This is a genomic window from Agromyces laixinhei (assembly GCF_006337065.1).
GTDB lineage: Bacteria > Actinomycetota > Actinomycetes > Actinomycetales > Microbacteriaceae > Agromyces > Agromyces laixinhei.
Genome location: NZ_CP040872.1, coordinates 2,188,641 through 2,213,896, shown reverse-complemented (window position 1 = coordinate 2,213,896; position 25,256 = coordinate 2,188,641). Strand labels below are relative to the sequence as shown.

Here is a 25,256-nt window from a genome sequence, read left to right as displayed (position 1 = left end):
CTGCTAGCTCTCGCCGCCGGCCGATCCGGTGGTGCCGGCGTTCACGTCGTGCAGGCGGTACTTCTCGATCGCCTGGGTCGGCAGTGAACGGTCGACCTCACCGCGGTCTGCGAGGAGTTCGAGCGTGCGGACGACGACCGACGGGCCGTCGATCTTGAAGAAGCGACGTGCTGCGGGCCGCGTGTCTGAGAACCCGAAGTCGTCGGCGCCGAGCGTGGCGTAGTCTCCGGGCACGTACGCGCGGATCTGGTCGGGAACGGCGTGCATGAAGTCGGAGACGGCGACGAACGGGCCGTTCGCCCCTCCGAGCTTCTGCGTGACGTAGGCGACCTTCCGCTCGGCATCGGGGTTCAGGAAGTTGTGCTCGTCGGCGGCGAGACCGTCGCGGCGCAACTCGGCCCAGCTCGTGACCGACCACACATCGGCCGACACGCCCCAGTCGTCCGCGAGGAGCTGCTGCGCCTCGAGGATCCACGGCACCGAGACGCCTGAGGCGAGCAGCTGCGCCTTGGGGCCCTCGACGGCCGACTCGTTCAGGCGGTGGATGCCTCTGATGATTCCGTCGACGTCGACACCCTCGGGCTCGGCCGGCTGCACGAGCGGCTCGTTGTAGACGGTGACGTAGTACATGACGTTCGGGTCGGGGTGCGAGCCGCCGTACATGCGCTCGAGCCCCGAGCGCATGATGTGCCCGATCTCATAGCCGTACGCCGGGTCGTACGAGACGACGGCGGGGTTCGTCGAGGCCAGCAGCGGCGAGTGGCCGTCGGCGTGCTGGAGGCCTTCACCCGTGAGGGTCGTGCGACCGGCCGTCGCACCGATGATGAACCCGCGGGCCATCTGGTCGCCGGCCGCCCACATGGCATCGCCGGTGCGCTGGAAGCCGAACATCGAGTAGAAGACGTAGACCGGGATGAGCGGTTCGCCCTGCGTCGAGTACGACGTGCCGATGTTCGTGAACGCCGCGAACGCGCCCGCCTCGTTGATGCCGACGTGCACGATCTGGCCCTGCGGGCTCTCCTTGTAGGCGAGCAGCAGTTCGCGATCGACCGAGGTGTAGTGCTGGCCGTTCGGGTTGTAGATCTTGGCCGTCGGGAAGAATGCGTCGATGCCGAACGTGCGGGCCTCGTCGGGAATGATCGGCACGATGCGGTGGCCGAAGTCCTTCGACCGGATGAGATCCTTCAGCAGCCGGACGAACGCCATGGTCGTGGCGATCTCCTGGGTGCCCGATCCCTTCTTCGCGATGGCGTAGGCCGAGTCGTCGGGCAGCGAGATCTCGACGTGCTTGGTGCGGCGCTCGGGAACGTAGCCGCCGAGTGCGCGACGACGCTCCTGGAGGTACTGGATCGCCTCGTCGCCCTGGCCGGGGTGGTAGTACGGCGGCAGGTAGGGGTTCTCCTCGAGTTGCGCGTCGGAGATGGGGATGCGCATCTCGTCGCGGAACGTCTTGAGGTTGTCGAGCGTCATCTTCTTCATCTGGTGCGTCGCATTGCGCCCCTCGAAGGACTTGCCGAGGCCATAGCCCTTGATGGTCTTCGCCAGGATGACTGTGGGCTGGCCCTTGTGCTCGGTGGCCGCTTTGAACGCCGCATAGATCTTGCGATAGTCGTGGCCGCCGCGCTTGAGGCCCCAGACCTCGTCGTCGCTGAGGTGGGAGACGAGATCGAGGGCACGCGGGTCGCGTCCGAAGAAGTTCTCGCGCACGTACGCGCCCGACTCGGCCTTGTAGGTCTGGTAGTCGCCGTCGGGCGTGACGTTCATGAGGTGGCGGAGGGCTCCGTCGTGGTCGCGGGCGAGCAGGTCGTCCCACTCGCGACCCCAGACGACCTTGATGACGTTCCAGCCCGCACCGCGGAAGAAGCTCTCGAGCTCCTGGATGATCTTGCCGTTGCCGCGCACGGGGCCGTCGAGGCGCTGCAGGTTGCAGTTGATCACGAAGTTGAGGTTGTCGAGGCCGTCGTTCGCGGCGACCTGCAGTTGCCCGCGGCTCTCGACCTCGTCCATCTCGCCGTCGCCGAGGAACGCCCAGACCTGCTGGTCGGAGGCATCCTTGATGCCTCGATTGGTCAGGTACCGGTTGAGCTGCGCCTGGAAGATCGCATTGATCGGGCCGAGACCCATCGACACCGTCGGGAACTGCCAGAACTCCGGCATGAGGCGGGGGTGCGGGTAGGACGAGAGTCCGTGCGGGGCACGTGACTTCTCCTGGCGGAACCCGTCGAGGTCGGCGTCGCTGAGTCGGCCCTCGAGGAACGCGCGGGCGTACATGCCGGGGGAGGCGTGACCCTGGAAGAACACCTGGTCGCCGCCGCCCGGGTGGTCCTGGCCGCGGAAGAAGTGGTTGAGTCCGACCTCGTAGAGCGACGCGGCGCCCGCGTAGGTTGAGATGTGACCGCCGACGGCGATGTCGGGCCGCTGCGCGCGGTGCACGAGGACGGCGGCGTTCCACCGCAGCCAGGCGCGGTAGCGGCGCTCGATGTCCTCGTCGCCGGGGAACGCGGGCTCGTTCTCGGGGGCGATCGTGTTGAGGTAGTCGGTCGTCGGCACCATCGGCACGCCGAGGTGCAACTCCTTCGAGCGCTTCAGCAGGCTCAGCATGATCTCTCGCGCACGCTGGTGACCCTTCTCGGTGACAAGCGCGTCGAGGGATTCGGCCCATTCGGAAGTCTCTTCCGGATCGGCGTCCATCGCCTCGACCGAGTAGGGATCCTGGTCGTTGACAGTCACACTCGACCTCTCTCTTCAGCAGATCGTGCCTGCGGGGTGTGGGATGTGCGCACGCCGAATGGGCCGGTTCGCGGCCGGGTGGCACCACGCCATCCTACTGATTCTATGCCCGCCGGGCGGGGGATAGGCTGAGCCGGGTCCGTCCGAACGCGCCGTGGAAGGAACCCGCCCGTGATCCTCGCTCCAGGTGATGTCGCCCCCGACGTCTCCCTCGTGAACCAGTTCGGTCAGCCCGTGCGGCTCTCGGAGTTTCGCGGCCGGCCGGTGGCCATCGTCTTCTTCCCACTCGCGTTCTCGGGCATCTGTCACGGCGAACTCTGCGAGCTCCGCGACAACATCGCCATGTTCGAAGGGCCGGAGGTCGCGCTGCTCGCGATCTCCGTCGACTCGAAGCACACCCTCCGTGCCTGGGCCGAGCGCGAGGGCTACGAGTTTCCGCTGCTGTCGGACTTCTGGCCGCACGGTGCCGTGGCGGACGCGTTCGGCGCGTTCGACGCGGGCACCGGCCTCGCCGAGCGGGCGACGTTCGTGATCGATGCCGACGGCATCGTCGCCGCGAGCTTCTCGACCCCTCGCGGTGATGCGCGGTCACTCGATCAGTACCGGGCGGCGCTCGCGGCCCTCTGATCATGCCGACGCGGCATCCGCTCACTTCGTCATCGGATCTCAGCCGAGGATGCTGACCGATCGGGCGATCACGAGCGCGAGGATGACGAATCCGCCGAACGCCTGCAGCGCCATCAAGAGCTTGAAACGCGGCGACAACGGCATCGCGTCGGTCGCGCTGAAGGCCATGGAGGTCGACAGCGCGGTGTAGAAGTAGTCGACGAATCGCGGCATCCAGTCGCGAACGACCGATGAGCGGGCGGCGACCTCGGTGACCGCGTCGTCGTCGACGTCTTGCGGGAATCGAAGGTCGGCGGCCGGCAGGTCGACGCGTGCCGTCATCGTACGCGTGACGGGGCCGCCGCGGTCGAGTTCCCAGTACAGCAGTGCGAAGGCGATGACGTTGGCGACCCAGACCTGGACGGCGGCGAGGAGCAGCCCGTGCGCGTCGTCCACCCCGTCGACGGCGAGTGCGATGATGAGCAGCACGATGGTGAGCTGGTTTGCGACGACGAGCCCGCAGACCAGGGCGATCGAGATCCACTTCGTGAACGACGAGCGACGCGTCAGTCGGTGCGGGTTCGTGACCACGAGCGGCACGAGGAGCGCAACGCCGAAGACGACGACGACGAAACGTTGCGATCCGAGGAAGTCGTTCGGAAGCGCGGCGTACAGCGCGAGCGCGACGACGAGTGCGACGACGGACGGCCATCGGTGCTCCGTCGGCGTACTCCTGCTCGGATGCTGCTGCATCGGCTCCATGGCCGTGAGTCTAGGCAGCCCGCGATAGCATTGGCGTGCGCCGCGCGCGGTCGCGGGCCTTTAGCTCAGTTGGTAGAGCGCCACGTTTACACCGTGGATGTCGTCGGTTCGAGCCCGGCAGGGCCCACCAGCAGGGTCGCAGACAGGTGCAGATCACCCGCACCGGAGGGCGGTGAGGACCATGGTCCGGAACGAGAGCATCGTGATCGTCGGGGGCGGACTCGCCGGTGCGACGGCGGCCAAGACACTGCGCGGAGAGGGCTTCGACGGGCGAATCCACCTCATCGGCGCCGAGACCCATCATCCGTACATTCGCCCGCCGCTGTCGAAGGACTTCCTCGCTGGGAGCGCGGGCCTCGACGCGGTGTTCGTGGAGCACTCGGGGTGGTATGCCGACCACGACATCGACCTGCAACTCGGCACGACCGTCACCGCCGTCGAGCCGGGCGGGCAACGGGTGCAGCTCGACACGGGCGCGTCGGTCGCCTACGACGCGCTGCTGCTCGCGACGGGGTCGACCGCGCGCCGTCTCACGATTCCCGGTGCCGAGCTGCAGGGGGTGCGCACCCTTCGTACACTCGATGACTCCGAGGCACTGCACGAGGCGCTCGAGGCAGGCGGCCGACGACTCGTGCTGATCGGCTCGGGATGGATCGGCATGGAGGTCGCCGCGACGGCACGCACCCTCGGCAACGACGTGACGATCCTCGAGCGAGACCCGGTGCCCCTCGCGAACGCACTCGGCGACGAGCTCGGCGGCATGTTCGCCGAACTGCACGTCGAGCACGGCGTCGAGCTGCGGACCTCGGTCGTCGTCGCCGAGATCACCGGCGAGAACGGCCGGGCCACCGGCGTGCGACTCGACAGCGGGGAGATCTTCGCCGCCGACCTCGTGCTCGTCGGCGTGGGTGCGATTCCGAATCTCGACCTCGCCCGCATGGCCGGCGCAGCGATCGACTCGGGTGTGCTCACCGATGCGGCGCTTCGCACCGACGTGCCGAACGTGTACGCGGCCGGCGACATCGCCGAGGCGTATCACCCGCTCGCCGATCAGCGATTGCGAAGCGAGCACTGGGCCAACGCGCTGCACGGCGGCGCGGCCGCGGCCCGTTCGATGCTGGGTCAGGACGTCTCCTATGACGACATCCCCTATTTCTACACCGACCAGTACGACCTGGGCATGGAGTACTCCGGCTTCGGCCCGATGAGCCGCGGCGCCGAGATCGTCTACCGGGGCGACCGGTCCGCTCGCGAGTTCATCTCGTTCTGGGTCGCCGACGGGCGGGTGGTCGCCGGCATGAACGTGAACGTGTGGGACGTCAACGACGCCGTGCAGGGCATCATCCGGCGGGGAAATCGGGTCGACCCGGCGCACCTCGCCGATGAACGGGTTCCGTTGGAGACGCTCTGAAGCCGCGGCCTTCTACTCTCCGAAGGTAGGCTGAGCGGGTGACCGCCACCCTCGCCGAGCTGCTGACGACGACCGAACGTCTCTGGCCGCTCGCGGGCGCGGAATCGTGGGACGCCTCGGGTCTCGTGACCGGCGACCCCGATGCCGAGGTGCAACGTGTACTCTTCACGGTCGACGCCGTCGGCGACACCATCGACGAGGCGATCGCCGAGCGCTTCGACCTCGTCATCGCCCATCACCCGCTGCTGCTGCACGGGGTCACCTCGGTCGCCGAAGATCGGTACAAGGGTGCTCTGCTCGCACGGTTGATCCGTGCCGGGTGCGCGCTGGTCACGGCACATACCAATGCGGATGTCGTCGCTGACGGCACCTCGGCGGTGCTCGCCGACCGCCTCGGGCTCGTCGAGACACGGCCCGTCCAGCCGTCGTTCGACCCGTCGATCGGTCTGGGCCGCGTCGGCCGGCTGCCCGAACCAACGACCGTCGGACGCCTCGCCCGCGCGCTTGCCGAGCTCCTTCCGCCGACGGCGACGGGCGTGCGCGTGGCCGGCGGCTTCGATGACCCGGTCGAGACGGTCGCGCTCTGCGGCGGCGCGGGTGACTCGATGCTCGGCGACCCAGAGGTTCGCGGCGCCGACGTGTACATCACGGCCGACCTTCGGCATCACCCGGCGTCCGAGGCTCGAGAACAGGCGAAGCTCGCCGGCGGGCCCGCACTGATCGATGTCTCGCACTGGGCGAGCGAGTGGCTCTGGCTCGACGTGGCGGCCGCACAGCTGCGCGCAGCGCACCCTGGGCTCGTCGTCGCCGTCTCCGAACTTCGCACCGATCCCTGGGACTTCCAGATCGTGCAGTGACCGCCGACACCCCGACCGACCGTCCTCATCGACGACCCGAACCCACGAGGAGCACCACGTGAAGGCCAGCCCCGCCGAACAGGAACAGCTGCTGCGACTCCAGTCGCTCGACACCCGCCTCGCGCAGCTCGCGCACCGACTCGGGTCGTTGCCGCAGGCCGGCCCTCTGGCCGAGCTCGAGGCCCGCGACCGGGCCGTTCGCGGCACGCGCGCCGAAGCGTTCGGCACGCTCGAAGACGCTCGAGTCGAGCTCAAGCGACTCGAGTCCGATGTCGCTGTCGTCGAGGCACGCATCGTGCGCGACGGCGAGCGGCTGCAGCACACCTCCTCGGTCAAGGATGTCTCGGCGCTCGAGGCCGAGCTCGGGTCGCTGCGCCGCCGGCTGAACGACCTGGAAGAGCAGGAACTGGTCGTCATGGAGCGCGTCGAAGAGGCCGAGGTCGCGCTCTCGAGCATCGATCTGCAACGGGACGCGCTCGCGACCGACACCGCGGCCCTCGAGGCCGAGCGTGATGCGGCGGCCGGCGGCATCGGCGTCGAACGGGAACAGACCGAGCGCGACCGCGCCGTCGTCGCCGGCGGCATCGCCGAAGCGCTCCTCGCCTTCTACGAGCAGCGACGCGGGCGCGGCAGCGGAGTCGGCGCAGCGCTCCTGCAGGCGCGCACGTGCGGCGGTTGCGGCATCACGCTCACCGGATCCGACCTCGAGTCGGTGCGCCGGGCGGCGCCCGATGAGGTCGTGCAGTGCCCCGAGTGCGATCGCATCCTGGTTCGCACCGGCGAGTCCGGCCTCTGACCGCCCGTGACGCCGACGCAGGCAGCGGCACCGGGTGCTGCGGCGTCGGGCGACGCCTGCGCCGGTAGACTCGGGATGCGAGTGGGTCGGCAAGACGGTCGCGTCGCACGGTTTCGGCCGTGCGCCGAGGAACGTCCGGGCTCCACAGGGCAGGACGGTGGGTAACTCCCACCCGGGGCAACCCGCGAGACAGTGCCACAGAAAGCAGACCGCCCGGAGCGTGAGCGCCGGGTAAGGGTGAAACGGTGGGGTAAGAGCCCACCAGCGGCCGCGGTGACGCGGTCGGCTCGGTAAACCTCGTCCGGAGCAAGGCCAGACAGGGAACGATGGGGCTGCCCGTCCCGTTCCCGGGTAGGCCGCTGGAGGGCTGCGGCAACGTAGTCCCGAGAGAGATGGCCGTCCAGCCGGTGTCGTGAAAGCGCCCGGTGAACAGAACCCGGCGTATCAGCCGGCCCATTCGCCCCTTCTGCCTCTCCCGCAGCGTCAGCACCAGAACCCGTCGAATCGCTCAGCGAGGGCTCGGCCCTGGTCGTAGCCTCCCCGCGCCGCGGGCCGACGCGTCGACGGGTCCAGCGCATTGGCATTGAACACGTCTCCCGCGCCGGCATCCGGGAACACGGCGTCGACCATGCTGCCCCCCGCACGCAGTTCCTCGACCTGCGTCGCGAGATCCATGCCCCATTCGAGCGGGGTGCGCGAGCGGCCGCCGAACGGTTCCAGCACCACCACGCGCTCGTGTCCGGCCGCCAGGTCGGTGTTCGAGCTGCGTCGATAGCCGCCGTTGAGGTACCGCTTCGCTCCGATGCGGTACGGGATCATCGCCGAGGTGCTGGCTGCAACGGCGTCGACCAGGCCGACTCCGCTGCGGCGGTCGAACACGACCGGCTCCCCGGTACCGGCATCGACGGTTGGAATCAGCATGGGCTGCGCCGGCCAGTCATGGCTGGGGAGCCGGGAGGCGACGATGTCGTGCCAGCGGGCGGCATCGACGCCGTCGGAGGTGTCCAGGTCGAGCGCCGCTGCGCTCATCCGACGGCGCATGTCGGACGCATCCGCAGCGGCATCGATGATCCGGTCGGACCATTGCATGTAGTCCGGTCCCGAGAAGATCGGGCCGCGTCTCCGCCCCGTCTCGCCGGCAACGGCCTGCGGCCGAGGCGGCTCGGCGAGGATGGCGGCGTAGAGGTCGGCCGGCCGGGTGCCGCTCGTGATCTGAGCGGCCACGGTCGATCCTGCCGAAGTGCCGATGATGAGATCGGCCTCGGTGAGATCGACACCGCCATCGCACAGCCCTGCGATGAGACCGAGCTGCCAGGCGTTGCCCGCGGCCCCGGCGCCGGCGAGCACCAGGGCTCGCGTGTTCGAGTTGTTCGTCGTGTTCATGGGAGTCGCCTTTCGCGATTGCGTGTGCGGCGCTCCCGGCTGCGACTACGTGAGTCGCGCGATCGCGGACTGCGGGGGAGCACCCATTGCGGATACTGCGTTCATGGGTCTCACCTCCAACTGGTCGATCACGATCACCGGCACGTTAGCACGCTCGGCGGCGAACCGTTCGAAATACGATCGAGGGCGCGGCGGCGCGATCTAGTGCACCGCGAGCGACGCCGCTCCGAGGATGCCGGCGTTGTTACGGTGCACCGCCGGCACGATCGGCGTCTTCAGGTCGAGCAGCGGCAGGAACCGTTCGTGGTGCTTCGAGACGCCACCGCCCACCACGAAGAGGTCGGGCGAGAAGATGAACTCGACGTGCGAGTAGAAGCGTTGGAGCCTCGCCGCCCACTCGGGCCAGTCGAGCGCATCCCGTTCCATCGCCGAGTACGCGGCCGCGGTCTCGGCTCCGCGGCCGTCGAGCTCGATGTGGCCGAGCTCCGTGTTCGGCACGAGCACCCCGTCGTAGAGGAACGCGGATCCGATGCCGGTGCCGAGCGTGGTCAGGATGACGAGGCCCGCGGCGTCGACCGCGGCGCCGTAGCGCGCTTCGGCGTAGCCGGCGGCATCCGCGTCGTTGATGAAGTGGATCTCTCGACCGAAGGTCTCTTCGAAGAGCTGCTCGGCGGGCAGACCGATCCATTCCTTCGAGATGTTCGCGGCAGACAGCGTGCGCCCGTGCTTGACGACCGCCGGAAAGCACACGCCGAGGGGGAGCGTGTCGCCGAACTCGTCGGAGAGCCCGTCGAGCAGCTCGCCCGTCGCGGTGAGGATGTCGGCGGGGCGGCCGCCCTCGGGTGTCGCCACCTTCCGCCGATCGGAGACGAGCCGGCCCGAACCGAGGTCGACGACCGCTCCCTTGATGCCCGTGCCGCCGATGTCGATCCCGATCGCATGCTGTGTCGCCATGCGCGAAAGACTATCGCGGGCCCGCACGGCCGCTGCTCAGGGAAGGGTCAGGAGGTCGGCGCCGCGCTCGGTGACGACGAGGGTGTGCTCGAACTGCGCGGTCAGCGAGCGATCGCGCGTCACGATCGTCCAGTCGTCGGCCCAGACATCCCACTCGATGCCGCCGAGGGTGAGCATCGGCTCGATCGTGAAGACCATTCCCGGCTCCATGACGGTGTCGAACTCGGGCGCGTCGTAGTGGGGGATGATCAGCCCCGAATGGAACGCGCGGCCGACTCCGTGGCCCGTGTAGTCGCGCACGACGCCGTAGCCGAACCGCTTCGCATACGCCTCGATGGCTCGCCCGATCACGTTGACCTGACGACCCGGTGCGACGGCGCGGATGCCACGGCGCAGCGCCTCCCGGGTGCGCTCGACGAGCTGCGTCGCCTCCTCGCTCGCCTCGCCGACCAGGAACGTGTGATTCAGGTCGCCGTGGTAGCCGCCCAGATATGCCGTGACGTCGATGTTGACGAGGTCGCCGTCGGCGAGCACCGTGCTGTCGGGGATGCCGTGGCAGATGACCTCGTTGACCGAGGTACACGACGACTTCGGGAATCCGCGGTAGCCGAGCGTCGACGGGTAGGCGCCGTGCGACACGACGAACCCGTGCACGATGCGGTCGAGCTCATCGGTCGTGACGCCCGGCCGGATCGCGGCGGCGGCCGCTTCGATGGCTCCTGCCGCGACACGCCCGGCCGCTCGGATGCGTTCGACCTCGTCGGGCGAGTAGAGATCACCGCCGGAGGAAGGGGCGGGCGCACGCTTGCCCACGTACTCGGGTCTCGGAATCGCGGCCGGAACCGCGCGCATCGGCGACAGACGGCCGGGGATCAGGTGGCCAGAGGCGTCTTTGGGCATAGGATCAGCCTATGTCCGAGGATGTCGAGCACATGTTCTGGTACAACCTGAAGACCGGCGGAGTGGAACAGGGGTTCGTGTCGCCGTCGGTCGACCGCGTCGGGCCGTTCGAGACCCGCGCCGAGGCCGAGCGGGCGCTCGACGTTCTGCGCGAGAACAGCGCGAAGTGGGCCGAGGAAGAGGCCGCCGAAGACTGAGCAGCCAGTGCCCGCCGGCTACTCGTAGGAGTGCTCGGAGTTCGGGTACACCCCGGCTTCGACATCGCTGCGCCACTCTGCGGCGGCAGAGCGCAGGATGCCGGCGAGATCCGCGTACTGCTTCACGAACTTCGGCACACGTCCGACCGTGAGGCCGGCCCAGTCGGTCCAGACGAGGAGTTGGCCGTCGGTGTGCGGACCCGCACCGACGCTGATGGTCGGGATGTCGAGGAGCTCGGTGACCTGCCGCGCGGCATCGGCCGGAACCATCTCGAGGACGACCGCGAACGCGCCGGCGTCTTCAACGGCCTTGGCATCGGCGAGCAACTGCGTGACTCCCTCACCGCGGCCCTGGATGACGTGGCCACCGAGGCCGTGCTCGCTCTGCGGCGTGTACCCGATGTGTGCCATCACGGGAATGCCGGCACCGACGATGCGACGGATCTGCTTGTGACTGCGCTCGCCGCCCTCGAGCTTCACGGCATGCGCCCCGGTCTCCTTCATGAACCGCACCGCGGTGTGCAGGGCGTCTTCGGGGCCGTTCTCGTATGACCCGAACGGCATGTCGGCGACCACGAACGCACGCTTGACCGCGCCGGCGACCGCTCGCGTGAGCGGGATGAGCTCGTCGACGGTCACGGCCAGGGTGGTCTCGTAGCCGAAGACGTTGTTGCCGGCCGAGTCGCCGACGAGGAGGAAGTCGATGCCCGCCTCGTCGAAGATGCGGGCCGTGAGCTGGTCGTAGCTCGTGAGCCCCGTGATCTTGATGCCGTCGCGCTTCGCGTTCTGGAAGTGCCGGGTGCGCACGCGCTTCGGCCCCCCGACTGCGGTGCCACCCCCGTAGGGGTTCTGCTCGGTGCCGGCCGTCGTGTCGGATGCTGCGTTCTGAGGCTCGCCTGACATAGGGGCAAGTCTGGCACACGAGGCATCCGCATCGCCCTCGCCGGAGCGCTCGAGCCAGTACGCTGAGAGGTGCGAGAGAGGGTGTGGATGGATAAGCAGCGCGACTTCGTGATTCGCACGATCGAGGAGCGGGGAGTCAAGTTCGTCCGGCTCTGGTTCACCGACGTCGTCGGCACCCTGAAGTCGGTCGCGATCGCGCCTGCCGAGGTCGAGGGGGCGTTCACCGAGGGCATCGGCTTCGACGGTTCCGCGATCGAGGGCCTGAGCCGCACCTACGAGTCCGACCTGCTCGCCTATCCCGATCCGACGACGTTCCAGACACTGCCGTGGCGCGGAGACATCGACCCCACCGGGCGGATGTTCTGTGACATCACGACGCCCGACGGAGAGCCCGCCGTCTCCGACCCGCGCAACGTGCTCAAGCGCACGCTGGCTCGTGCGGCCGATCGCGGCTTCACGTTCTACACGCACCCCGAGATCGAGTTCTACCTGCTGAAGTCGTCGAAGTTCGGTGAAGAAGGGCCGATCCCGGTCGACTCCGCCGGGTACTTCGACAATGTGCCCGGCGGTACGGCCCATGACTTCCGTCGCCGGTCGGTGCGCATGCTCGAAGATCTCGGCATCTCGGTGGAGTTCAGCCACCACGAGGCCGGCCCCGGGCAGAACGAGATCGACCTCCGGTACGCCGACGCGCTGACGACCGCCGACAACATCATGACGTTCCGTACCGTGATCAAAGAGGTCGCGATCGAACAGGGCGTCTACGCGACCTTCATGCCGAAGCCCTTCTCGCTGCACCCGGGTTCGGGCATGCACACCCACCTCTCGCTCTTCGAGGGCGACGCGAACGCCTTCTTCGAACCCGGCGCGCAGTACCAGTTGTCGAAGATCGGGCGTCAGTTCATCGCGGGTCTCCTGCGTCACTCGGCGGAGATCTCGGCGGTCACGAACCAGTTCGTGAACTCCTACAAGCGACTCTGGGGCGGCGATGAAGCACCCAGCTTCGTGTCGTGGGGCCACAACAACCGTTCCGCACTCGTGCGTGTACCGCTCTACAAGCCCAACAAGGGCCAGAGTGCGCGCGTCGAGTACCGTGCCATCGACTCCGCGGCGAACCCCTATCTCGCGTTCTCGCTGTTGCTCGCAGCGGGCTTGAAGGGCATCGAAGAGGGGTACGAACTGCCGCCCGAGGCCGAAGACGATGTGTGGGCGCTGACCGATCGCGAACGACGGGCCCTCGGGTACGACGCGCTGCCCGCGAGCCTCGACCACGCCATCCAGTTCATGGAGGAGTCCGAACTCGTCGCCGAGACGCTCGGCGAACAGGTGTTCAACTACGTGCTGGCGAACAAGCGCTCCGAGTGGCGCGACTACCGTTCGCAGGTCACGCCGTTCGAGTTGCGGCGCAACCTCGAAATCCTCTGACGCAGCGGATGTCCCGACAGAGCCTCACACTCGGAACCGTCGCACGTGCTGGCTTCACCGACCTGGGCGGCGCGGCCGCGTCGCTGAAGGCGCTGTCGAGCAGCACCGGGGCCGAAGTGGACTCGCTCCTCGAGGTGTTCGCGCAGGCCGCCGATCCTGACGAGGCGCTCGCGGTCGTCGCCCGGCTCCACGAGCAGGCACCGATCGAGCTCGCGGGCGCCCTCGCCCACGAGAACGCCGCGGCGCGTCTGGCTCGACTCGTCGGGGCGTCCCGCGGATTCGGCGACTTCCTGTTGCGGCATCCATCGGAGCTCGTCGCGTTCGGGCAGGTGCCGGCCGCCCCACCGAGCGTCGCCGAGGCTCGTGCGTCGCTCCTGACCGCGCTCGACGAAGTCTCGGCTCCGCCGGCCGATCTCGTGGAGGCCGCCGCGGCGGCGATCCGCATCAGGTACCGCCGACTCCTCTCGGATGTCGCCGTCTACGACCTCACCCGCGACGATGCGGTCGACGTGGTCGACGTCGTCGCCGCCGGTCTCGCCGACCTCGCCGGAGCGGCGCTCGACGCGGCCCTCGCTGCGGCGCGTCGTGTGGTCGGGCGAGCACCGGGCGAGCCGTCGTCGCCCGGCCGGTATCCCGCGGCCGAGGTCGAGGCGACTCGACTCGCGATCATCGGCATGGGCAAGGCCGGCGCCCGCGAACTCAACTACGTGAGCGACGTCGATGTCATCTACGTCGCGGAGTCCGCAGACGAAGACGTGGTCTCCACGCCGCGGGCGCTCGAGATCGCGACCCGGCTCGCGGTGCTGACCATGCGCATCGTCGGTGAGCCCGGTATCGAACCGCCCCTCTGGGAGGTCGATCCGAACCTCCGGCCGGAGGGCAAGGACGGCGCGCTCGTTCGCACCCTCGAATCGCACATGCAGTACTACGACCGCTGGGCGAAGAGCTGGGAGTTCCAGGCACTGCTGAAGGCGCGCCCGCTCGCCGGAGACCTCGAACTCGGCGGCCGGTACGTCGACGGCGTCGCGCCGATGGTCTGGACGAGCTCGAGCCGCGAGGGCTTCGTCGAGTCCGTGCAGGAGATGCGCGAGCGGGTCACCGCGCACATCCCGGCCGATGAGGTCGACGTGCAGATCAAGCTCGGGCCCGGCGGCATCCGTGACATCGAATTCACGGTGCAGCTGCTGCAGCTCGTGCACGGCGCTTCCGACGACGGCATCCATCAGCGCGGCACCTTGCCCGCCCTCGCGGCGCTGGCCGAACTCGGCTACGTCGGTCGTGAGGAGGCGGCCGAGTTCTCGCGCGACTACCGGGTGCTGCGCGTCCTCGAACACCGGGTGCAACTCGAACGCCTGCGACGCACTCACCTCATGCCGAGCGACGAGCAACGGCTCCGGGTGCTCGCTCGTGCATCGGGGCTCGGCCGCACCGCGGGGGAGCTCACGGCGGTCTGGCAGGGCACACGCCAGCGCGTGCGCGGCCTGCACGAGCGACTCTTCTACCGGCCGCTACTGTCGGCCGTCGCAGCGCTGCCGGCATCCGGTCTCGGGCTCACGAGTGCGCAAGCCGAAGCGCGTCTCGCGGCCATCGGCTACCGTGACCCGCGAGGCGCGCTCGCGCACATCGCGGCGCTCACGACCGGCGTCACACGGCGCGCGCAGATCCAGCGCAACCTCATGCCGGTGCTCATCTCGTGGTTCGCCGACGGCACCGACCCCGACTTCGGGCTGCTCTCCTTCCGGCGCCTGAGCGACACGCTCGGCACGACGCACTGGTACCTGCGGTTGCTCCGTGATTCCTCTGACGCGGCGCTCCGATTGACCAAGGTGCTCTCGGGCTCGCGTTTCACCGCGGAACTGCTCGAACGCAGCCCCGAATCAGTCGCCTGGCTCGAAGACCTCGACGAACTGCGGCCGCGGTCGGTGGCGTCACTTCACGACGAGAGCAGGGCGGTGCTCGCTCGCCACAACGATCCGGACTCGGCCGCGAAGATCTTCCGCGCCACCCGTCGCCGCGAGCTGCTGCGGCTCGCGCTCTCCGGAATCCTCGACGTCTGCACCGTCGAGGAGCTCGGGCACGCGCTGAGCGACGTCACCGAGAACCACATCGCATCGCTCGTCGCCGCAATCCGCGGCATCGAGCCCGACGGCATCGAGTTCGCGGTGATCGGCATGGGCCGCTTCGGCGGTCGCGAGCTCGGCATCGGTTCCGACGCCGACATCATCTACGTCTATCGGGCGACGGATGCCGCGGCCGAGGCCGCCCATTCGCGGGCGCTGCGCATCGTCGCCGAGCTCGTGCGACTCAGCGAAGACGCCCGCCTGCCGTTCGACCTCGATGCCGACCTGCGACCAGAGGGTCGTAACGGCGTCGTCGCTCGCTCGCTCGACGCCTACCGCGCGTACTACGCGAGATGGTCGCTGACGTGGGAGGCGCAGGCGCTGCTTCGCGCTCGAGGCGTGGCCGGCGACCGTGCACTCATCGACGAGTTCACCGAGCTCGCCGATACCGTGCGCTACCCCGACGCGATCAGTGAGCGCGACGTGCGCGAGGTCAAGCGCATCAAGGCTCGCGTCGAGAACGAGCGACTGCCGCAGGGCGCCGACCCGAACCGGCACCTGAAGCTCGGGCGGGGCTCGCTCTCGGACGTGGAATGGTTCGTGCAGCTCGTGCAGCTGCAGCACGCAGCAGCGGTCCCCGCGCTGCGCACGACGTCGACGCTCGACGCGCTCGCTGCTGCGGTCGAGCACGGCCTCGTCGAGGCATCCGATGCCGAGATGCTCCGCGCCGCCTGGGTCTTCGCCTCGCGCGCCCGCTCGGCACTCACGCTCTGGCTCGATCGCACGACCGACGTGCTGCCCGTCGAGCGCTCGCAGCTCGAGGGCGTCGCCCGCATCATGGGGTATCCGCCAGGATCCGCCACCCAGCTCGAACAGGACTACCTGCACGTCACACGACGCGCCCGCGTCGTCTTCGACCGCGGTTTCTACGGGGTCGAACCTCGTCGCGAACCGACCGTGGGCTGAACCGTTCCGTCGAGTCGAACGGCGTCAGCGCTCGGCCCCGCGCCGATTCACAGCTCTGCCGCGAACGGCGAACGGGCCCGCACCGCCGCAGCGGTACGGGCCCAAGGGGTGTTCGGGGTCAGACGCCGTAGTACAGCTCGAACTCGAAGGGGTGGGGGCGCTGAGCGAGCGGCTTCAGCTCCTTCTCACGCTTGTAGTCGATCCACGTTTCGATGAGTTCCTTGGTGAACACGCCGCCTTCGAGGAGGAAGTCGTGGTCTGCCTCGAGCGCGTTGAGGGCCTCGTCGAGCGATCCGGGAACCTGCGGGATCGCCTTGGCCTCCTCGGGGGGAAGCTCGTAGAGGTCCTTGTCGATGGGCTCGTGCGGCTCGATGCGGTTCTTGATGCCGTCGAGGCCGGCCATGAGCTGTGCGGCGAAAGCGAGGTAGGGGTTGCCCGAGGCATCCGGTGCGCGGAACTCGACGCGCTTGGCCTTCGGGTTCGTGCCCGTGATCGGGATGCGGATCGACGCCGAACGGTTGCCCGCCGAGTAGACCAGGTTGACGGGTGCTTCGAAGCCGGGCACCAGACGGTGGTACGAGTTCACCGTTGGGTTCGTGAAGGCGAGCACTGCGGGAGCATGCTTCAGCAGGCCGCCGATGTACCAACGTGCGACATCGGAGAGGCCGCCGTAGCCGGCCTCATCGTAGAAGAGCGGCGTGCCCTCGCTCCAGAGCGACTGGTGGGTGTGCATGCCGGAACCGTTGTCGCCGAAGACGGGCTTCGGCATGAACGTCGCCGTCTTTCCCCACCGCTCAGCAGTGTTCTTGACGATGTACTTGAACTTCAGGATGTCGTCGGCAGCGGCGACCATCGTGTCGAAACGGTAGTTGATCTCGGCCTGGCCACCGGTGCCGACCTCGTGGTGCGAGCGCTCGAGGACGAGTCCGGCGTCGATGAGCTTGAGGCAGATGTCGTCGCGCAGGTCGGCCTGCTTGTCGACCGGGGAGACGGGGAAGTAGCCGCCCTTGTACGGGGTCTTGTTGCCGAGGTTGCCGCCCTCTTCGGCGCGACCCGAGTTCCATGCGCCCTCTTCGGAGTCGACCGAGTAGAAGCTCGAGTGCTGGTTGACCTCGTACCGCACGTCGTCGAAGATGTAGAACTCGGCCTCGGGCGCGAAGAACGCCGTGTCGGCGATGCCGGTCGACGCGAGGTACTTCTCAGCCTTCTTCGCGACCTGACGCGGATCCTTCGAGTAGATCTCGCCGTTGCGCGGGTTGTAGATGTCGAAGACCATGATGAGCGTCCGCTCGGCGCGGAACGCGTCGATGTACGCCGTCGTCACGTCGGGGATGAGCTGCATGTCGGACTCGTGGATGTTCGCGAAGCCGCGGATCGAGGAACCGTCGAAGAGCTGGCCGACGGTGAAGAACTCCTCGTCGACAGTGGAGGCCGGGATGTTGAAGTGCTGCTGCACGCCCGGAAGGTCGGTGAAACGGATGTCGAGGAACTTGACATCCGTCTCTTTGATGAACGTGAGAACTTCGGACGAATCGCTGAACATGTTGCGGAGTCTCCAAGAGGATGTAGAACCGGACGGACTTTCACGGTCGGGAGTGAGGTTAACCGGGTGCCGTTTCCCTGCCGTGACCGTAATGTTTCGGCCATGTTACGCGTAGTCCGGCTCGGTAGACTCGTCTGGTGCCTGATGCGAAACCCCAGACCTCCGGAGTCCGCGAGCCGAGCCGGTGGCCCGGGGAGCGGCTCGGCCTGCCGAGAGAGGGTCGCGGCTCCGTGGGCCGAGCCGGCCGTCGTGTCGCCGCGCTCCTCGTGGATTGGGCGAGCGCCATGCTCATCTCGCTGCTCTTCACGCCATACGAGTCCGTCGCGTACACGTGGGTCACGCCGCTCGTCTTCGCCGTGCTGCAGATCATGTTCATCCCGACCATCGGCGGCAGCATCGGGCACCGATTGCTCGGCATGCGGGTCGTTCCGATCGACGGCGGATGGGTCGGCGCCTGGCGTCCGATCGTTCGCACGGCGCTGCTCGTGCTCGTCGTGCCGGCACTCATCTGGGATTCCGACCAGCGCGGATTCCACGACAAGATCGCCGGAACGGTGCTCATCCGCTATTGATCGGCGGCCGCGTATCGGCCGGCAGACGCGAACGGTCGGTCAGCGCATCTTGCCGCGCTGGGGCCGGGCCTTCATCGGGTCGATCCCCTTGGGGATCGGCAGCGAGGTCTGGAGGGAGTTGAGCCGGTTGGAGACGGCCAGCACCTCGGGCTTGGTGAGCGAGCGCTTCGTCTTGCGCAACGTCACGGGGAGCTTGTGCAGCGGGATCGAACCGTCGTCGTCGCCGACCGAGATCTGCGTGACGGGGACGTTGGGCAGAATGCGGGCGACCTTTCGCTGTTCGTCGTCGAGCATGCGCTTGGTGCGCGAGCCCGGGCCCTCGCTGATGAGTGCGACTCCGCCACGGCCGACCGCACGGTAGACGGCGTCTTGCGTCTTGCCGTTCACGGCGACGGGCATCTCGTTGCCGACCCATCCGCCGCGAAGGCCGCTGCGAAGCACGGCGCCGACGGCGCCCGGCTGGCCCTCGATCTGCGAGTAGGCGGCACGCTCGGCCCTGCGGCCGAGGATGATCAGGGCGATGAGGAGACCGGCGAGCACTCCCGCCACGACCCAGAGCGCGATCGTGAAGCCGTTGCCCTCGCTGAACCAGAGTGCCAGGCCCAGACCCACGAGCACGGGTGCGAGGAATCCGAGGAGCATCAACCACTGCGCGGTGGAGTCGTAGCGGCGGGTCATCTGGAAGACCTGCCACATCTGCTTGATGCGGCCGGGCTCCTTCTGAGCCTTCGATGCGTCCTTCTTGCGTGCCATGGTCTCAAGGATACCGGCGCTGGGGGTCGTCCCGGACCGCGATGCGGGACGCGGTCCGAGACGACGGCTGGAGGGCCGTGGGAGTCAGCCGACCGCTTGGGCGAAGCCGAGCGAAGCGTCGGCGAGGTGCGAGAGCTCGGCGGGCAGTGGCCGGCCCTTCGCGTGCATCGACTGGGCCCAGAGACGGCCGGCCCGGTACGAGGATCGCACGAGCGGGCCGGCCAGCACCCCGAGGAATCCGATCGCCTCGGCCTCTGCCTTGATCTCGACGAACTCCTCCGGTCGAACCCACCGGGCGACCGGCAGATGCCGCGGGCTCGGTCGCAGGTACTGGGTCACGGTGATGATGTCGGTGCCGGCATCGTGCAGATCCTGCAGCGCCTGCGAGACTTCTCCGCGGTCCTCGCCCATGCCGAGGATGAGGTTCGACTTCGTGATGAGTCCGGCGTCGCGACCCTGCGTGATCACGTCGAGCGATCGCTCGTAGCGGAACGCCGGCCGGATGCGCTTGAAGATGCGCGGCACCGTCTCGACATTGTGCGCGAACACCTCGGGCTCGGCCGAGAACACCTCGGCGAGGTGAGCGGGGTTGCCCGAGAAGTCGGGCACGAGGATCTCGACGCCGGTGCCCGTCGACTGACGGTGGATCTCGCGGATCGTCTCCGCGTACAGCCACGCCCCCTCATCGGGGAGGTCGTCGCGGGCGACGCCCGTGACGGTCGAGTAGCGCAGCTGCATCCGCACGACGGACTCTCCGACACGACGGGGCTCGTCGGCGTCGAAGTCGGCCGGCTTGCCGGTGTCGATCTGGCAGAAGTCGCAGCGACGAGTGCACTGCGATCCTCCGATGAGGAAGGTGGCTTCGCGATCCTCCCAGCACTCGTAGATGTTGGGGCACCCGGCCTCCTGGCACACGGTGTGCAGGTCTTCGCTCTTCACGAGCGACTGCAGCGCCCGATACTCGGGGCCCATCTTCGCGCGCGTCTTGATCCACTCGGGCTTGCGTTCGATCGGCGTCTGGGCGTTGCGGACTTCGAGGCGCAGCATCCTGCGCCCCTCGGGTGTTGCGTTCACGCGGCGATCGCCGCCTCGGCGCGGAAACGCTCGGCGATGGCGTCGACGAGATCGGCCGGAGTGACGGTGCGACCCAGCTCGCGGCTGATCGTGGTCACACCGGCATCGCGGATGCCGCAGGCGACGATGCGATCATACGGCTCGAGGGAGTTGCTGGCGTTCAGGGCGAAGCCGTGCATCGTGACGCCGCCTTCGACCCGGATGCCGATGGCGGCGATCTTGTTCTCCCGGCCGGGCCGGCCGACCCAGACGCCCGACCTGCCGTCGACGCGTCGTGACTCGAGCCCGATGCCCGCCAGCACGTCGATGAGAATGCCTTCGAGTCGGCGCACGTAGCCGACGACGTCGACGGGCTCCGGCAGCCGCAGGATCGGGTAGCCGACCAGTTGGCCCGGGCCGTGCCAGGTGATCTTGCCGCCGCGATCGACGTCGATGACGGGCGTGCCGTCGGTCGGTCGTTCGTCGGGCGCTGTGCGCTTGCCGGCGGTGTAGACGGAGTGGTGCTCCAAGAGGAGAACGGTGTCGGGGCGTTCGCCCGCGACGACCGCGCGATGGACGGCGCGCTGAAGGTCGAGACCCTCGAGATACGGCACGGAGTTGGCGCTTAGCCCCGTGACGACGATGTCGAGCATGGGAATCAGCTTAGGCGACTCGTCCTCGACAGCGAAGAATGCGGTCGGCCGTCCACACCATGGACCTGCGGCCGCCACCGACACCGATGGTGCCGAGAGGCTGGTCGCATGGTACGACATGGCAGACGAGTCCCAGATGCCGATCCTGCGACACCTGAACTGCAGCCGCCGGTGGAGTCGACCCTGGCCGGCTATCGGCTGCTGCGACGCATCGCCTCCGGCGACCGTGCCGACGTGTTCCTCGCCACGGTCGACACCCCCGTCGGCAGTCGGCCCGACGAGCCGTCGTCGCTCGTCGTGGTGCGGGTCTACGCCGCCACAGCGGCTGGTGAGACGATCGCCATCGAAGTCGAGGCGATGTCGACGGATGTCTCGGGGTCGTTGCCCGAACTCTTCGACATCGCGACCCTCGACGACGGGCGCTGCGCGCTGGCGGTCGAACGCCTGGCCGGGCCGTCGCTCTCGCGTCTCATCGCCGATCGCCGGTTGTCACCGGGCGAGGCGGTGACGGTGCTCGCGCCCATCGTGGTGACACTCGGTGAGCTCGCACGCCACGGGTTCGTGCATACGACGCTGACGACCGGCGACGTCGTGCTCGACGCCCGTGGCCGGCCCCGCATCATCGGGCTCGGCGGCCTCGTGCGGCTTCCGCAGAAGGCGCACGAACGCACGCCACTCCTCCGCGAAGGCCATTCGGTGCTCGCCGGGCTGTTCGACGAGGTCATCGCTGCCACCGATCGCCCCGAACAGCTCGCCCCCGTCGCGGAGTTCCTGCGCGCCCGGCTGTCGGCGCGGCCCTTCGTGCCGTGTGAAGCGGAACTCGAACGCTCGCTGTTCGCGGCTGCGGAGCCGACTCCGGTCGACGGTGTCGTGGTCGTGACTCGGCGTCCCGGGCTCCCCGCACGGATGACCCCACCGCTCGAGTCGGTCGCGGCCGAACCCGGTCAGATCAGATCCGTCGCAGGCTCGGCGAATGGTGCGGTGAGGACCGGCCGCCGCCGGTTGCTCGACCTGGCGCAGTGGCCGACCTTCCTCGCCGGAGCGGAGCCCGACACGACCGACCCGGATGAACCGACACGCCGGGCCGGGCGGGAGACCGGCCGGAACCCGCAGCACGCCGGTTCGCGTCTGCGGGGCGCACTTCGAGCGCGCCGCCCCACGCTCATCGTCGCGGCGCTCGTGGGCGGGGGAGCGCTGACACTCCTCTTGACGCTGGTTCCACCGGCCACCGCAGGAGGGGGCGGACCGACTCGAACCCCCGTCATCGCGCCCGAGCCGGCACCGGCGCCGACAGCGGAACCCGCCCCTCCGGCTGAACGCGGCGCGGCCGAGACCGACGCCGACGCGGATTCGACCGAGCCGACCGTCGACGAGGTGATGCCGGCGGTCCAACAGCTCGTGGCGCGGCGTGGCGAGTGCTTCGACGCTCTCGACCTGGCGTGCCTGTCCGACGTGCTGCAGCCCGGGTCGGCTCTCGAGTCTGCAGATCTCGCTGCGATGTCGGCGGCGCGTGACGGAGGCGAGGTGCCGGCGAAGCTCGACCCGTCACGCGCCGCCATCCTCACCGAGATGGGATCAGCGGTGCTCGTGACGGTTCCGTATGCGGTAGGGGAACGCGAACCGGCCTCGCTCCTCGTGATGAGAGGCGAGGCCGGATGGCGGCTGCGGGAGATCTTCGACTAGATGCCGAGGTCGGCCTCGAACGCGCCCTCTTCGAGCCGCTGCTTGACGGCGGTCAGGAAGCGGGCCGCGTCGGCGCCGTCGATGATGCGGTGGTCGTACGAGAGGGCCAGGTAGACCATCGAACGAACGGCGATCGCGTCGGCGCCGTCGGTCGAGACGACCACCGGTCGCTTCACGACGATGCCGGTGCCGAGGATCGCCGACTGCGGCAGGAACACGACCGGGGTATCGAAGAGCGCACCGCGCGAACCGGTGTTCGTCAGCGTGAAGGTGCCGCCCGAGAGCTCGTCGGGCTTCAACTGGTTGTTGCGCGTGCGCTCGGCGAGATCGGCGATCTGAGCGGCGAGGCCCGCGATGTCGAGCTCGGCCGCGTCGCGGATCACCGGGGTGAGGAGGCCGCGCTCGGTGTCGACCGCGATGCTCATGTTCTCGTGGGCCGGGTAGACGATGCTGTCGCCGTCGACCGTCGAGTTGACGATCGGGTAGGCACGGAGCGCTTCGGCTGCAGCCATCGCGAAGAACGGCAGGAACGAGAGCTTGTTGCCGGTCTTGGCGAGGAAGTCGCCCTTGACCGCGTCGCGCAGACGCGCAACCCGGGTCACATCGACCTCGACGACGGTCGTGAGCTGCGCGGTCGACGTCATCGAGACGACGGCGCGCTCGGCGACGACCTTGCGCAGACGCGTCATCGGCACTGTCGTGCCGCGCAGCGGCGAGATCTCGAGCTCTTGGCGCGCCGGGGCAGCGGATGCCGCGGGTACCGCGTTCGCCGAGATGACGTCCTGCTTGCGGATGCGACCGCCGACACCGGTGCCGGTGACGCTCGCAAGGTCGACGCCCTGCTCGTTTGCGAGCTTGCGCACGATCGGGGTGACGTACCCGGCGGGGCCGGCGTGCGAGCCACCGGTGGGGGCTGCCGGGGCTGCCGGGGCTGCCGGCGCCTGGGCGACGGGCGCAGCAGCAGGCGCCGTGGGCGCTGCAGGCTCGGCGGCCGGTGCCGCAGGTTCGGCAGCGGGTGCTGCAGGCTCGGCGGCCGGTGCCGCGGGCTCAGCAGCGGGTGCTGCGGGCTCAGCGGCCGGTGCAGCGGGTGCTGCCGGCTCGGCAGCCGGTGCCGCAGGCTCAGCAGCGGGTTCAGCGGGTGCTGCCGGCTCAGCAGCGGGTGCTGCGGGCTCAGCGGCCGGTGCAGCGGGTGCTGCCGGCTCAGCAGCGGGTGCAGGGGGTGCTGCCGGCTCAGCAGCGGGTGCTGCGGGCTCAGCGGCCGGTGCCGCGGGCTCCGCTTCAGCCGCAGGAGCGGCCGCGGCCTCTGCTGCCTCGGGGGCGGCCGGTGCATCTGCGCCGCCCGAACCGTCGCCGATGGTCACGAGCGCAGTGCCGACCTCGACGGTCTCGTCCTCCTGGACGAGGATCGTCTCGATGACACCGGCAACGGGTGACGGGATCTCGGTGTCGACCTTGTCGGTCGAGACCTCGAGCAGCGGCTCGTCGACCTCGACACGGTCGCCGACGTTCTTCAGCCAGCGGGTGACCGTGCCTTCAGTGACACTCTCACCGAGTGCCGGGAGGCTGACGGATTCGCTCATGCGCTTGTCTCCTTCACAGCGTGGGAACGCTTTCTAGCTTATTGCAGTCGTGGTTGGGGGCGGCGGGATCACATGACGTGCAACGGCTTGCCGGCCAGTTTCAGCACGGCCTCGCCGAAGGCCTCACCCTGGGTCGGGTGAGCGTGGATGAACGGGGCGATGTCTTCGGGGTACGCCTCCCAGTTCACCGCGAGCTGCGCCTCGGCGATCAGCTCCCCGACGCGTCCGCCGATCATGTGCACGCCGACGATCGGTCCGTCGTTCACGCGGACGACCTTGATCATGCCGGATGTACCGAGGATCGAGCTCTTGCCGTTGCCCGCGAGGTTGTACTCGAAGGCCGAGACCTGGTCGGCGCCGAACTTCTCGGCGGCGTTCGCCTCGGTGTAGCCGATCGAAGCGACCTCGGGCTCGCAATAGGTGATCTTCGGGATGTTCACGTCTTCGACGACGATCGGGGCGAGACCCGCGATCTCCTCGGCGATGAAGATGCCCTGCTGGTAGCTGCGGTGCGCGAGCTGCAGACCGGGAACGATGTCGCCGGCGGCGTAGACGCCTGGCACGCTCGTCTCGAGGCGGTCGTTCGTGATGACGAAGCCGCGGTCGATCGTGATTCCGACCTCTTCGTAACCGAGGTTCTGCGTGACCGGCCCGCGGCCCACGGCGACGAGCAGCAGCTCGGCCTCGTAGGTCGTGCCGTTCTCGAGCGTCACGACGACGCCCTCGTCGCTCTGGGTGACGCTCTGGAACCGCACCCCGAGCGAATACTCGATGCCGCGCTTGCGGAAGGCTCGCTCGAGCTGCTTCGAGATCGTCTCCTCCTCGTTGGGCACGAGGTGGGGGAGCGCCTCGATGATGGTGACCTCCGCGCCGAAGGAGTTCCACACGCTCGCGAACTCGACGCCGATGACGCCGCCGCCGAGCACTGCGACCTTCTTGGGGATGAAGTCGAGTTCGAGCGCCTGCTCGCTCGTGATGACGCGGCCGCCGATCTCGAGGCCGGGCAGCGAACGCGAGTACGAACCCGTGGCGAGCACGACGTTCTTGCCCACGTAGCGGTCTTCACCGACCGTGACCGTGTTCGCATCGGCGAGTCGGCCTTCGCCGGCGACCACCGTGATGCCACGCGCCTTCAAGAGCCCCTGCAGGCCCTTCCACTTGCTTGCGACGATGCCCTCGCGGTACGCGGAGACCCCGGCGATGTCGACGCCCTCGAACGAGGTCTTGACACCGTACTTCTCCGACTCCCGGGCGACTTCTGCGACCTCTGCGGAGTGCAGCAGCGCCTTCGTGGGGATGCAACCGCGGTGGAGACATGTGCCGCCGAGCTTGTCCTTCTCGATCACCACGGCGGTCATGCCGAGTTCGACGGCGCGGATCGCAGCGGCGTAGCCGGCGCTGCCACCGCCCAGGACGACAATGTCAAAGTTCTGCTCGGACAAACGCTCTCTCCCTTGCGCACCGGATCT

At 68.6% G+C, this 25,256-nt stretch carries 21 protein-coding genes, 1 tRNA gene and 1 other RNA gene; 11 read left to right on the top strand and 12 right to left on the bottom strand.

From position 1 onward, the window contains the following. Nucleotides 1-3: 3 nt before the first annotated feature. The gene (gene aceE / locus FHG54_RS10430; RefSeq protein WP_139417213.1) at nt 4-2,730 is read right to left on the bottom strand and encodes a pyruvate dehydrogenase (acetyl-transferring), homodimeric type; all 2,727 of its coding nucleotides are present in this window, start codon (nt 2,728-2,730) and stop codon (nt 4-6) included. A 171-nt stretch (nt 2,731-2,901) separates the two neighbouring features. Between aceE and FHG54_RS10425 the strand changes: the two genes are divergently transcribed. Continuing rightward, on the top strand, nt 2,902-3,357 hold the full coding sequence (locus FHG54_RS10425; RefSeq protein ID WP_139417212.1) for a peroxiredoxin: 456 nt from the start codon (nt 2,902-2,904) through the stop codon (nt 3,355-3,357). Nucleotides 3,358-3,396: 39 nt separating this feature from the next. Here FHG54_RS10425 and FHG54_RS10420 read toward each other — a convergent pair whose 3' ends face one another. Further along, nucleotides 3,397-4,098 carry a hypothetical protein gene (locus tag FHG54_RS10420; RefSeq protein WP_232331469.1) on the bottom strand — a complete coding sequence of 234 codons (702 nt, stop codon included), beginning with the start codon at nt 4,096-4,098 and terminating at the stop codon, nt 3,397-3,399. Nucleotides 4,099-4,152: 54 nt separating this feature from the next. Between FHG54_RS10420 and FHG54_RS10415 the strand changes: the two genes are divergently transcribed. From FHG54_RS10415 to rnpB, 5 genes are all read left to right on the top strand, one after another. Continuing rightward, nucleotides 4,153-4,228 (top strand) — tRNA-Val (locus FHG54_RS10415). Nucleotides 4,229-4,279: 51 nt separating this feature from the next. Next, nucleotides 4,280-5,509 carry an NAD(P)/FAD-dependent oxidoreductase gene (locus FHG54_RS10410; protein ID WP_139417211.1) on the top strand — a complete coding sequence of 410 codons (1,230 nt, stop codon included), beginning with the start codon at nt 4,280-4,282 and terminating at the stop codon, nt 5,507-5,509. Nucleotides 5,510-5,547: 38 nt separating this feature from the next. Continuing rightward, complete coding sequence (locus tag FHG54_RS10405; RefSeq protein WP_139417210.1) at nt 5,548-6,366, top strand: Nif3-like dinuclear metal center hexameric protein; 819 nt, start codon at nt 5,548-5,550, stop codon at nt 6,364-6,366. 58 nt (nt 6,367-6,424) lie between these two features. Beyond that, nucleotides 6,425-7,162 carry a zinc ribbon domain-containing protein gene (locus FHG54_RS10400; RefSeq protein WP_139417209.1) on the top strand — a complete coding sequence of 246 codons (738 nt, stop codon included), beginning with the start codon at nt 6,425-6,427 and terminating at the stop codon, nt 7,160-7,162. 82 nt (nt 7,163-7,244) lie between these two features. Next, an RNA gene (gene rnpB, locus FHG54_RS10395) (RNase P RNA component class A) lies at nt 7,245-7,622 on the top strand. A gap of 23 nt (nt 7,623-7,645) precedes the next feature. Here rnpB and FHG54_RS10390 read toward each other — a convergent pair. From FHG54_RS10390 to map, 3 genes are all read right to left on the bottom strand, one after another. Next, nucleotides 7,646-8,545: a patatin-like phospholipase family protein gene (locus FHG54_RS10390; RefSeq protein WP_168197157.1), complete on the bottom strand. Its 900-nt coding sequence runs from the start codon at nt 8,543-8,545 to the stop codon at nt 7,646-7,648. A 201-nt stretch (nt 8,546-8,746) separates the two neighbouring features. Then, a complete protein-coding gene (gene ppgK, locus FHG54_RS10385) occupies nt 8,747-9,499 on the bottom strand; it encodes a polyphosphate--glucose phosphotransferase (RefSeq protein WP_139417208.1) in 753 nt (250 codons plus the stop codon). Between the two features lie 36 nt (nt 9,500-9,535). Continuing rightward, complete coding sequence (gene map, locus FHG54_RS10380) at nt 9,536-10,399, bottom strand: type I methionyl aminopeptidase (RefSeq protein ID WP_139417207.1); 864 nt, start codon at nt 10,397-10,399, stop codon at nt 9,536-9,538. Between the two features lie 11 nt (nt 10,400-10,410). On the opposite strand from map, the gene FHG54_RS10375 reads away from it, so the two are divergent. Further along, nucleotides 10,411-10,596, top strand: coding sequence for an SPOR domain-containing protein (locus tag FHG54_RS10375; RefSeq protein ID WP_139417206.1), 186 nt, complete (start codon nt 10,411-10,413; stop codon nt 10,594-10,596). 18 nt (nt 10,597-10,614) lie between these two features. On the opposite strand, the gene panB is transcribed toward FHG54_RS10375, so the two are convergent. Next, nucleotides 10,615-11,499 carry a 3-methyl-2-oxobutanoate hydroxymethyltransferase gene (gene panB, locus FHG54_RS10370; protein ID WP_139417205.1) on the bottom strand — a complete coding sequence of 295 codons (885 nt, stop codon included), beginning with the start codon at nt 11,497-11,499 and terminating at the stop codon, nt 10,615-10,617. Nucleotides 11,500-11,586: 87 nt separating this feature from the next. Here panB and FHG54_RS10365 point away from each other — a divergent pair, with 87 nt between their 5' ends. Both FHG54_RS10365 and FHG54_RS10360 read left to right on the top strand, forming a co-directional pair. After that, a complete protein-coding gene (locus FHG54_RS10365) occupies nt 11,587-12,924 on the top strand; it encodes a glutamine synthetase family protein (protein WP_139417204.1) in 1,338 nt (445 codons plus the stop codon). Nucleotides 12,925-12,932: 8 nt separating this feature from the next. Further along, a complete protein-coding gene (locus FHG54_RS10360; protein WP_139417203.1) occupies nt 12,933-15,950 on the top strand; it encodes a bifunctional [glutamine synthetase] adenylyltransferase/[glutamine synthetase]-adenylyl-L-tyrosine phosphorylase in 3,018 nt (1,005 codons plus the stop codon). Between the two features lie 118 nt (nt 15,951-16,068). Here FHG54_RS10360 and glnA read toward each other — a convergent pair whose 3' ends face one another. Continuing rightward, nucleotides 16,069-17,493: a type I glutamate--ammonia ligase gene (gene glnA / locus FHG54_RS10355; protein WP_139417202.1), complete on the bottom strand. Its 1,425-nt coding sequence runs from the start codon at nt 17,491-17,493 to the stop codon at nt 16,069-16,071. Between the two features lie 137 nt (nt 17,494-17,630). On the opposite strand from glnA, the gene FHG54_RS10350 reads away from it, so the two are divergent. Continuing rightward, on the top strand, nt 17,631-18,065 hold the full coding sequence (locus FHG54_RS10350; RefSeq protein WP_139417201.1) for an RDD family protein: 435 nt from the start codon (nt 17,631-17,633) through the stop codon (nt 18,063-18,065). 39 nt (nt 18,066-18,104) lie between these two features. Here FHG54_RS10350 and FHG54_RS10345 read toward each other — a convergent pair whose 3' ends face one another. The 3 genes from FHG54_RS10345 to lipB all read right to left on the bottom strand — a co-directional run bounded on the left by FHG54_RS10345 (nt 18,105) and on the right by lipB (nt 20,524). After that, a complete protein-coding gene (locus FHG54_RS10345; RefSeq protein ID WP_139417200.1) occupies nt 18,105-18,818 on the bottom strand; it encodes a DUF4191 domain-containing protein in 714 nt (237 codons plus the stop codon). 84 nt (nt 18,819-18,902) lie between these two features. Continuing rightward, nucleotides 18,903-19,892: a lipoyl synthase gene (lipA, locus tag FHG54_RS10340; RefSeq protein WP_198165873.1), complete on the bottom strand. Its 990-nt coding sequence runs from the start codon at nt 19,890-19,892 to the stop codon at nt 18,903-18,905. Then, nucleotides 19,889-20,524 carry a lipoyl(octanoyl) transferase LipB gene (gene lipB, locus FHG54_RS10335; RefSeq protein WP_139418405.1) on the bottom strand — a complete coding sequence of 212 codons (636 nt, stop codon included), beginning with the start codon at nt 20,522-20,524 and terminating at the stop codon, nt 19,889-19,891. Before lipB ends, lipA begins: the two co-directional genes overlap by 4 nt. A 171-nt stretch (nt 20,525-20,695) precedes the next feature. Here lipB and FHG54_RS10330 point away from each other — a divergent pair, with 171 nt between their 5' ends. Next, the gene (locus FHG54_RS10330) at nt 20,696-22,207 is read left to right on the top strand and encodes a serine/threonine-protein kinase (protein WP_139417198.1); all 1,512 of its coding nucleotides are present in this window, start codon (nt 20,696-20,698) and stop codon (nt 22,205-22,207) included. On the opposite strand, the gene FHG54_RS10325 is transcribed toward FHG54_RS10330, so the two are convergent. Beyond that, nucleotides 22,204-23,787 (bottom strand): 2-oxo acid dehydrogenase subunit E2, encoded by a 1,584-nt coding sequence (locus FHG54_RS10325; protein WP_139417197.1) that lies wholly within the window; start codon nt 23,785-23,787, stop codon nt 22,204-22,206. The genes FHG54_RS10330 and FHG54_RS10325 overlap by 4 nt on opposite strands. A 68-nt stretch (nt 23,788-23,855) precedes the next feature. Continuing rightward, a complete protein-coding gene (gene lpdA / locus FHG54_RS10320) occupies nt 23,856-25,229 on the bottom strand; it encodes a dihydrolipoyl dehydrogenase (RefSeq protein WP_139417196.1) in 1,374 nt (457 codons plus the stop codon). Nucleotides 25,230-25,256: the final 27 nt, after the last annotated feature.